The organism is Hydrogenophaga sp. (assembly GCF_026125785.1).
In the GTDB taxonomy this organism is placed as follows: Bacteria; Pseudomonadota; Gammaproteobacteria; order Burkholderiales; family Burkholderiaceae_C; genus Hydrogenophaga.
On the sequence record NZ_JAHCKL010000009.1, the window covers coordinates 124,459 to 131,830 of the forward strand.

Consider the following 7,372-nt stretch of genomic DNA (forward strand, 5'->3'; position numbering starts at 1 on the left):
GCTGGGTCAACTCCGTTCGGGCTGAGCTTGTCGAAGCCTGCCTGGGGTTGGGGGGCCCTTCGACAGGCTCATGGCGAGCGGGGGAGGAGGGTGAAAGGGGAGGTGGGTGAACGGGAAGGTGGACGGACTCGGAGCTGGGACCGTTCAGGCAGGGCGGGAACCCACCGGATCCGTTCGGACTGAGCTTGTTGAAGTCCCTGTGCGAGGCGCGTCGGCCGGCTCAGGGACGGGGCGGTGTCTGATTTCAGGCGAACACGTCCAGTGGGCGGCTGCCGTCGGTGCGGGGGCGTTGCGGGGTGGACGGTGCGGGGGTGTCGGCGCGGTCCAGGGTGTCGCCGCGTTGCACGGTGGGTGTGTGGCGAGGCAGGCCGTCCTGTTGCTGTGCGCTCTGGCCGCCCACGGAGACGTTGCCGAGCTGGATGCCGCTGCGCTGCATCAGGTCTGCCAGGGCGTCGCCGGCGTGTTCGCGCAGGTGGGCGCGGGCGTCGGCGTTGTCGCTCTGGAAGGCAACCTGCACCTCCTGGCCTTTCAGGGAGAGCTGAACGTCGATGGCATCTGCGCTGCCTTCGCCCACGCGCAGGCTGGCGTGGCGCAGGTGCTGGGTGCCCCAGTGGGTCACGGTGGTGGTGTCTTGCTCGCCGTCGGCCCGGTGGCCGGTGCCGTTGGCGGGGTCGCCGGGCAGGGCGTCGCCGGGACTGTCTCCCGCGCGTTCGCCACCGGTGCCGCTGGCGCCGGTGTCCGCCAGCGCGCCGGGCCCGGCCAGGCCGGCGTCCAGGCCGTGGCGCGCAGCGGCGCTGCCGCCGTGCGGGGTGCCACCGCCGGCTGGAGCCAGGGCGTCGGCGGCGGTGGCGGCGTCTTCCTGCCGCGCCATGCCCGCCAGCGAGGCGGCGCCTTGGGCGGCGTTCAGGTTGAAGCGTTCGTCCAGGGCCACGGTGCTGCGCACCGGGGTGGCGTTGCTGGCGGCGGCCTGCGCCGCCTGGGCGGCGTGCTGCTGTTGCAGGGCGTCGGTGCGGGATGCCGCGCCCGCGCGCTGCCAGACCATGGCCGGCGTGCCGCTGGTGGCGGATTCGCCCGCGCGCGACACCAGTCCGCTCTGCCGGGCGCCGGGGCTGGCGTGGGAGAAGGCGGGACGCGCGGCGTTGGCCGAGGGCAGCAGGCCGGCCGGTGCCGGTTCATCGGTGCGCGTCATGCCGTCGATGGCGACGCCGCCCGGGGTCTTGGCGGGCGTTTCCGTGACCGCGGCGGTGGCGGCGGCGCTGTCTTCGCGCGGCTTGCCGTGCGGGTGGCCGGACGCGGCCGTGGCGGCGCTGGCCAGGGCGCCGCCGAGCGCGGGCGCGGCCAGGGCCAGCAGGGCGGCCAGCGGGTTGCCGTTGTCCTGCGGGGTGGCGAGGGCGTTGGTGGCGGCGTCGCCCGTGGCATCGGTCGGCAGGCCGTCCTGCGCGCTGGTGTCGATGCCGGCCAGGTGGGTGTCGTTCACCAGGCTGAGCAGGTTGGCGAAGAGGTCGGTGGCCGCGGGTTTGTCGCCGTGGGCCTTGGCCGGGCCATGGCCGGAGGCGGTGGAAGAGGCCTGCGCGGGGCGCTGCGGTTCGGCGGGTCGGGCGACGGCGGCGGTGCTGCTCATGGGCGGTGTCCTCGGTCAGGGCTGGGCCTGGTTGCGCGCCAGGGCTTGGCGCAGATGGATGTTGAGCGCCATTTCGTCGGTGCGCTTCTGGTCCTGGCGCTGAGCCTTGTGCTGCAGCGCCTGCAATTTGCGTTCGGTGAACTTGCGCAGGCCGGCGAGGTCGCGCTCGGCGGCGTGCACCTGGTCCTGCGCGCGGTCGATCATGGTCTGCCGCTCGGACAGCACACCGCGCTGGAAAGCGATGGCATGGTCGATCTTGGCCATGAACTGGCGGTGGTGCATGAGCAGCGCGGTGTCGACGCCGACGCTGCTGCGCGCGGCCCAGCGCGACTGCGATTCCTGCGCGTAGGCCTCCAGCTGGTTCATCTGGTCCTGCGCGACCTGCATCTCGCGCTGCATCTGGGCCAGTGCGCCCAGCGCTTCGTCGCGGCGCTTCTCCGCGAGTTCCACCACTTTGTGCAAGGTCTGGAGCGTGGTCATGTCAATGGCTTACCTGGTAGACAACAAAGCCCTTGGGGCGAGAGGCGCCGCAGGAGGTCATTCCTCGTACGGGTTGTGGTGGGGGCGCGCCTGGCGTGGCTGGCCAGGCTTGTCTTCCTGCAGCGCGGCCTGCAGTTTCTGCAGGCTGTCGGGCAGGGTGGCGGCCTCGTGCATGTCCTGCATCAGGAAACGCTGCAGGGCGGGGTAGAGCACGATGGCGCGGTCGGTCTCGGGGTCGCTGCCCGGCACGTAGGCGCCGAGCTGGATCAGGTCGCGGCTCTTCTGGTAGCGCGAATACAGGCCGCGGAAACGGCGCGCCAGTTCCAGGTGCACGGAGCCCGCGACGTTGTGCATGACGCGCGAGGCCGAGGCCTCGACGTCGATGGCGGGGTAGTGGCCCGACTCGGCCAGGGCGCGCGAGAGCACGATGTGGCCGTCCAGGATGGCGCGCGCCGCGTCGGCGATCGGGTCTTGCTGGTCGTCGCCCTCGGAGAGCACGGTGTAGAAGGCGGTGATGGACCCTTTGCCTTCGGCACCGTTGCCGCTGCGCTCCACGAGCTGTGGCAGCTTGGCGAAGCAGGAAGGCGGGTAGCCCTTGGTGGCCGGCGGTTCGCCGATGGCCAGCGCGATCTCGCGCTGCGCCATGGCGTAGCGGGTGAGCGAGTCCATGAGCAGCAGCACGTCCAGTCCGTCGTCGCGGAAGCGTTCGGCGATGGCGGTGGCGTAGGCGGCGCCCTGCATGCGCACCAGGGGTGGCGCATCGGCCGGGGCGGCCACCACCACCGAGCGTTGGCGCCCTTCGGCGCCGAGGATGTCCTCGATGAATTCCTTGACCTCGCGGCCCCGTTCGCCGATCAGGCCGACCACGATCACGTCGGCCTTGGTGTAGCGGGCCATCATGCCCAGCAGCACGCTCTTGCCCACGCCGGAGCCGGCGAAGAGGCCGATGCGCTGGCCGCGCCCGACGGTGAGCAGGGCATTGATGGCGCGCACGCCGGTGTCCAGCGGTTCGCGCACCGGCGCGCGGTCCATGGCGTTGAGCGGCGCGCGGTCCATGGGCTCGATGTCCACGTCGGCGATCGGACCCTGATGGTCCAGCGGATTGCCGTGCGAGTCCACCACGCGGCCCAGCAAGCCCCGGCCCAGGGGCAGGCGCAGCGTGCCGCGGTCGTTGGAAGAGGGCGGCTTGTTGGGCTGGCCCAGGCGCGGCACGGTGCGGTAGGGCGCCAGCGGCGTCACGCTGGCGCCGCTGGCCAGGCCGTGCGTGTCGCCGGCGGGCATGAGAAAGGCGCGGTCCTGGGAGAAGCCCACCACCTCGGCGAGCACCGGCTCCTTGCGGCCGTTCTCGATCAGGCACTGCGAGCCCACCGGCACCTTCAGGCCCACGGCCTCCAGCACCAGGCCGGCCAGGCGGGTGAGCGTGCCGCGCACTTCCAGCGGTGTCTCCACCTTGGCGTTGGCGCGCACGTCGTCCATGAAGTGGCCCCAGCGGCTGGGGCCACCGAAGCTGCTGTCAAAGGTGCTGTCCAGGGAGCTGTCAGACATCGGCGTCCTCGGGGTTGGCGGTGGTGCCAGCGTTCCAGGGCATGTCCAGCCCCAGGTTGCCCACGGAGCGGGCCCAGCGTTTCTCGATCGTGGCGTCCACCGTCATGCTGGCCGATTCGATCAGGCAGCCACCCGGGCTGACCTCGGGGTCGGCGACGAATTCCGGCGGCGGGTTGCCCAGGGTCTCCTGCAGCGCGCCCTTCATGAGCGTGAGGTCGCCCGGGTGCATGCGCACCGTCGCGGGCTGGCTGTCCTCGATGAGCTGGGCCAGCGCCTCGGCGATCACCGGTTTGAGCGGCGCGGGGTCGCCCTGCAGCTCGCGGCGCACCACCTGGCGCGCGATGTCGCAGGCCAGCTCCAGGATGTGGCGCGAGATCTGCTCCTCGCTCTTCTTGAGTTGCTCGCGCGAGTTGCGCAGCAACAGCGCCATGCGCACACCGGTTTCCTCGGCGGTCTTGCGCAGCGTGGCCTCCAGCGCGTCGCGCACTTCCTGCGCGCCGGCATCGCGGCCCCGCATGAAGCCTTCGGCGTGCGCCTGTTGCCGGGCCTGCTGCAGCACCTCGGTGGTCACGCCCTCGTGTTCGGTTCCGCTGGCGGGGCCGGACGCCTCGCTGCCGTCGACGGCGGAGAAATGCCAGGCGGCCACGCCGCTGATTTCCTCGCGCGGGATGAAGCGGGTACCTGCGCATGATGGTCTCGGGCAACCTGAATGCGCACGAGATCGAGTCTCTGATGGACAACGAGATCGAGACCCACCACCAGGAGGCGCATGCGCCGGTGGCGGCGATCGGCCGGCTCGCCGGTGGCCTGCCGGCCTTCGGCATCGTGGCCGCCGTGCTGGGCGTGGTGAACACCATGGGTTCGGTGGGACAACCGCCGGCGGTGCTGGGCGCCATGATCGGTTCGGCCCTGGTCGGTACCTTCCTGGGGATTCTGCTGGCGTACGGCGTGTTCGAGCCGCTGGGTGGCCTGATGGACCAGAAGGTCGAGGAGAGCAGCAAGGAGCTGCTGTGCGTGAAGACCACGCTGCTGTCCAGCATGCAGGGTTATGCCCCGCTGACCGCCATCGAGTTCGGCCGCAAGGTGCTGTTCTCCGATGTGCGCCCGACCTTCGGCGAACTCGAAGGCCATGTGAAGAAGAAGTGACGATGCTGCGCGCGCCGACACGCCGTTCCAGGGAGCCGCGCAACTGGCTGGGCCAGGACGCGGGCATCTTCCTCTTCGGGATGGAACGCGCTCAGCGGAGCAAGGGGGATTCAGATGGCCGGTGACGGAAAGAAGCTGCAACCCATCATCGTCAAGCGCATCAAGAAAGGTGGGCATGCGGCGCATGGGGGCGCGTGGAAGATCGCGTACGCCGACTTCGTGACAGCCATGATGGCTTTCTTTCTGCTCATGTGGCTGCTCGGTTCCACGGCCAAGGGGGAGCTGGAAGGCATTGCCAGCTACTTCGCCAACCCGGTGAAGGTCTCGCTGATGGGCGGGCCGGGCACCGGCAACAGCAGCAGCATCCTGCCCGGTGGCGGGCGGGACCTGAGCAAGTCGTTTGGTCAGATGGACGCGGGCGACGCGCAGCGCGCGGCCAAGCTCATCGGCGCGCAGATGGCGCGCACCGAGCAGATGCGCCAGGACGCGGCGCGCATCGACGCGCTGGAGCGCAAGATCACATCGCTGATCGCCAACAACCCCAAGCTGGCGGAGTTCGGTTCGCAGATCCAGCTGGAGAAGACGCCCGATGGCCTGCACATCCAGATCGTGGACGCGCAGAACCGGCCCATGTTCGACACCGGTTCGGCGTTGGTGAAGCCCTACATGCGCGACATCCTGCGTGAGATCGGCATGGCGCTGGGCGACGTGGAGAACCGCATCTCCCTGGCCGGCCATACCGATGCCACGCCGTACGGCAGCGGGCAGCGCGGCTACAGCAACTGGGAACTCTCGGCCGACCGCGCCAATGCGTCGCGCCGCGAACTGGTGGCCGGTGGCCTGCCGGACGACAAGCTGTTGCGCGTGGAGGGGCTGGCGTCCAGCCGCCTGTTGCGCCCCGAACACCCCACCGACCCGATCAACCGGCGCATCAGCATCCTGGTGATGACGCGCGAGGCCGTGGAGCGTGCGCTCTCGGGCACCTCGCCGGTGCCCGCAATCTCCGCCGCGTCCGAGGCGGCGCCCGCCGTGGCCGCGGCCGCCGAAGCCACCGGGCCGGCGCCGGTGCCCGCACCGGCCCCCGCGCTTCAGAATTCCGTCGAAGTGACGAAACCTCCATCACGGCCCGGTGTCTGAGGCGTCCGGCTGTTTTCCCCCGATTGATTGATTGATTGATCGATCGATTCCTTCCCTCCACGGAGGTCTGCATGTCCACCAGCCCGATGAAGTTCCTGATCGTTGACGATTTCTCCACCATGCGCCGCATCGTGCGCAACCTGCTCAAGGAGATCGGTCATACCGACGCCGACGAGGCCGAGGACGGTGCCATCGCGCTGGCCAAGCTGCGCAACGGCGCTTTCAATTTCGTCGTCTCCGACATCAACATGCCCAACATGAACGGCTTCGAGCTGCTCGCGCAGATCAAGCAGGACGACAAGCTCAAGCACCTGCCTGTTCTCATGGTCACGGCCGAGGCGCGCAAGGAAGACATCGTGGCAGCGGCCCAGGGCGGGGCGGCGGGCTACATCGTCAAGCCTTTCACCAAGGCCACGCTGGAAGAAAAACTCGCGAACATCTTCAAGAAGCTCGGCCTCTGACGGAGCACCCACCATGAACACCAGCGCAGAAGAAGCGGCATCAGGCAGCCCGGCCATGTTCCGCCAACTGGGCGCCATCACGCGCCAGTTGCACGACGCCCTGAAAGAACTGGGTTACACCGACCGGCTCAAGGGCACCGTCGACCAGTTGCCGGACGCGCAGAGCCGGCTGTCCTACATCGCACGCCTCACGGGCGAGGCCGCGGAGAAGGTGCTCAACCACGTGGAGCAGGCCAAGACCGAACAAGGCCTCATCGCCGAGCGCGGCCGCCAGTTGGCCGAGACGATAGGCCGCGTGCCGGGCCTGGCGCGCGCCATGCCCGAGTTGCTGGAGTGGTCGCAGGACCTGGTGGCCACCAGCGAAAAGACCGACGCACGACTGACCGAGATCATGATGGCGCAGGACTTCCACGACCTCACCGGCCAGGTGATTGCCCGCGTGGTGCAACTGGCCGCGACCATCGAGGACCAGTTGCTTGGGCTGCTGCTGCAATCGGCGCCCTCGGGCCAGCCGGGGCAGGACCAGGCGTTCGAGCTGGCCGGTCCGGTGGTCAATCCCGAGGGGCGCACCGACGTGGTGAGCGACCAGAAGCAGGTGGACGATTTGCTGGCTTCCATGGGGTTTTGAGTTTTTTTGGGGCTTTGGGTTTTTCTTTTCATTCATAGACCGTTGCCCCCCCCTATCCCCCCCCGCCCCTTTCCGCCCCCCGCCGGGGCGGAAAGGGGCGCCTTGGATTTGACCTGGGCGCGCCGGCTGCGGGCTACGGGCGGTGCGCCAGGTACGGCGCTTCTCGCCACGGCCCGGGCCTGCGGTTGGGGCCGCCGGCCGACAAACCCACATGCCAACGCTGGCCGCTTCGCGCGCCAGTAACGAGCCAGCGCGAAGCGCGCGAGCGGGTGAGGGCTACACCGTCGGCCGGCGGCCCCAACCGCAGGCCCGGGCCGTGGTGCCCAGACCCGTGGCCGACCTCACGCCAGTAGC

Annotated in this window: 7 protein-coding genes and 1 pseudogene; 4 read left to right on the forward strand and 4 right to left on the reverse strand. The window is 69.8% G+C overall.

Annotation, left to right across the window (positions count from 1 at the left end):
- Nucleotides 1-244: 244 nt before the first annotated feature.
- The 4 genes from KIT53_RS11270 to KIT53_RS11285 all read right to left on the reverse strand — a co-directional run bounded on the left by KIT53_RS11270 (nucleotide 245) and on the right by KIT53_RS11285 (nucleotide 4,292).
- Nucleotides 245-1,621, reverse strand: a complete 1,377-nt coding sequence (locus KIT53_RS11270; protein WP_297752231.1) for a flagellar hook-length control protein FliK — start codon at nucleotides 1,619-1,621, stop codon at nucleotides 245-247.
- A 15-nt stretch (nucleotides 1,622-1,636) separates the two neighbouring features.
- Complete coding sequence (gene fliJ / locus KIT53_RS11275) at nucleotides 1,637-2,101, reverse strand: flagellar export protein FliJ (RefSeq protein ID WP_297752235.1); 465 nt, start codon at nucleotides 2,099-2,101, stop codon at nucleotides 1,637-1,639.
- Between the two features lie 57 nt (nucleotides 2,102-2,158).
- Nucleotides 2,159-3,577: a flagellar protein export ATPase FliI gene (gene fliI / locus KIT53_RS11280; protein ID WP_297752264.1), complete on the reverse strand. Its 1,419-nt coding sequence runs from the start codon at nucleotides 3,575-3,577 to the stop codon at nucleotides 2,159-2,161.
- A gap of 61 nt (nucleotides 3,578-3,638) precedes the next feature.
- Nucleotides 3,639-4,292, reverse strand: a complete 654-nt coding sequence (locus KIT53_RS11285) for a flagellar assembly protein FliH (RefSeq protein WP_297752238.1) — start codon at nucleotides 4,290-4,292, stop codon at nucleotides 3,639-3,641.
- Nucleotides 4,293-4,324: 32 nt separating this feature from the next.
- Between KIT53_RS11285 and KIT53_RS11290 the strand changes: the two are divergent.
- The 4 genes and pseudogenes from KIT53_RS11290 to KIT53_RS11305 all read left to right on the forward strand — a co-directional run.
- Nucleotides 4,325-4,792: pseudogene (locus tag KIT53_RS11290) on the forward strand (MotA/TolQ/ExbB proton channel family protein); the annotation flags it as partial.
- A gap of 114 nt (nucleotides 4,793-4,906) precedes the next feature.
- On the forward strand, nucleotides 4,907-5,929 hold the full coding sequence (gene motB, locus KIT53_RS11295) for a flagellar motor protein MotB (RefSeq protein WP_297752241.1): 1,023 nt from the start codon (nucleotides 4,907-4,909) through the stop codon (nucleotides 5,927-5,929).
- 71 nt (nucleotides 5,930-6,000) lie between these two features.
- A complete protein-coding gene (gene cheY, locus KIT53_RS11300; protein ID WP_297752244.1) occupies nucleotides 6,001-6,390 on the forward strand; it encodes a chemotaxis response regulator CheY in 390 nt (129 codons plus the stop codon).
- Between the two features lie 13 nt (nucleotides 6,391-6,403).
- Nucleotides 6,404-7,018 (forward strand): protein phosphatase CheZ, encoded by a 615-nt coding sequence (locus KIT53_RS11305; protein ID WP_297752247.1) that lies wholly within the window; start codon nucleotides 6,404-6,406, stop codon nucleotides 7,016-7,018.
- The last annotated feature ends 354 nt before the right edge of the window (nucleotides 7,019-7,372 follow it).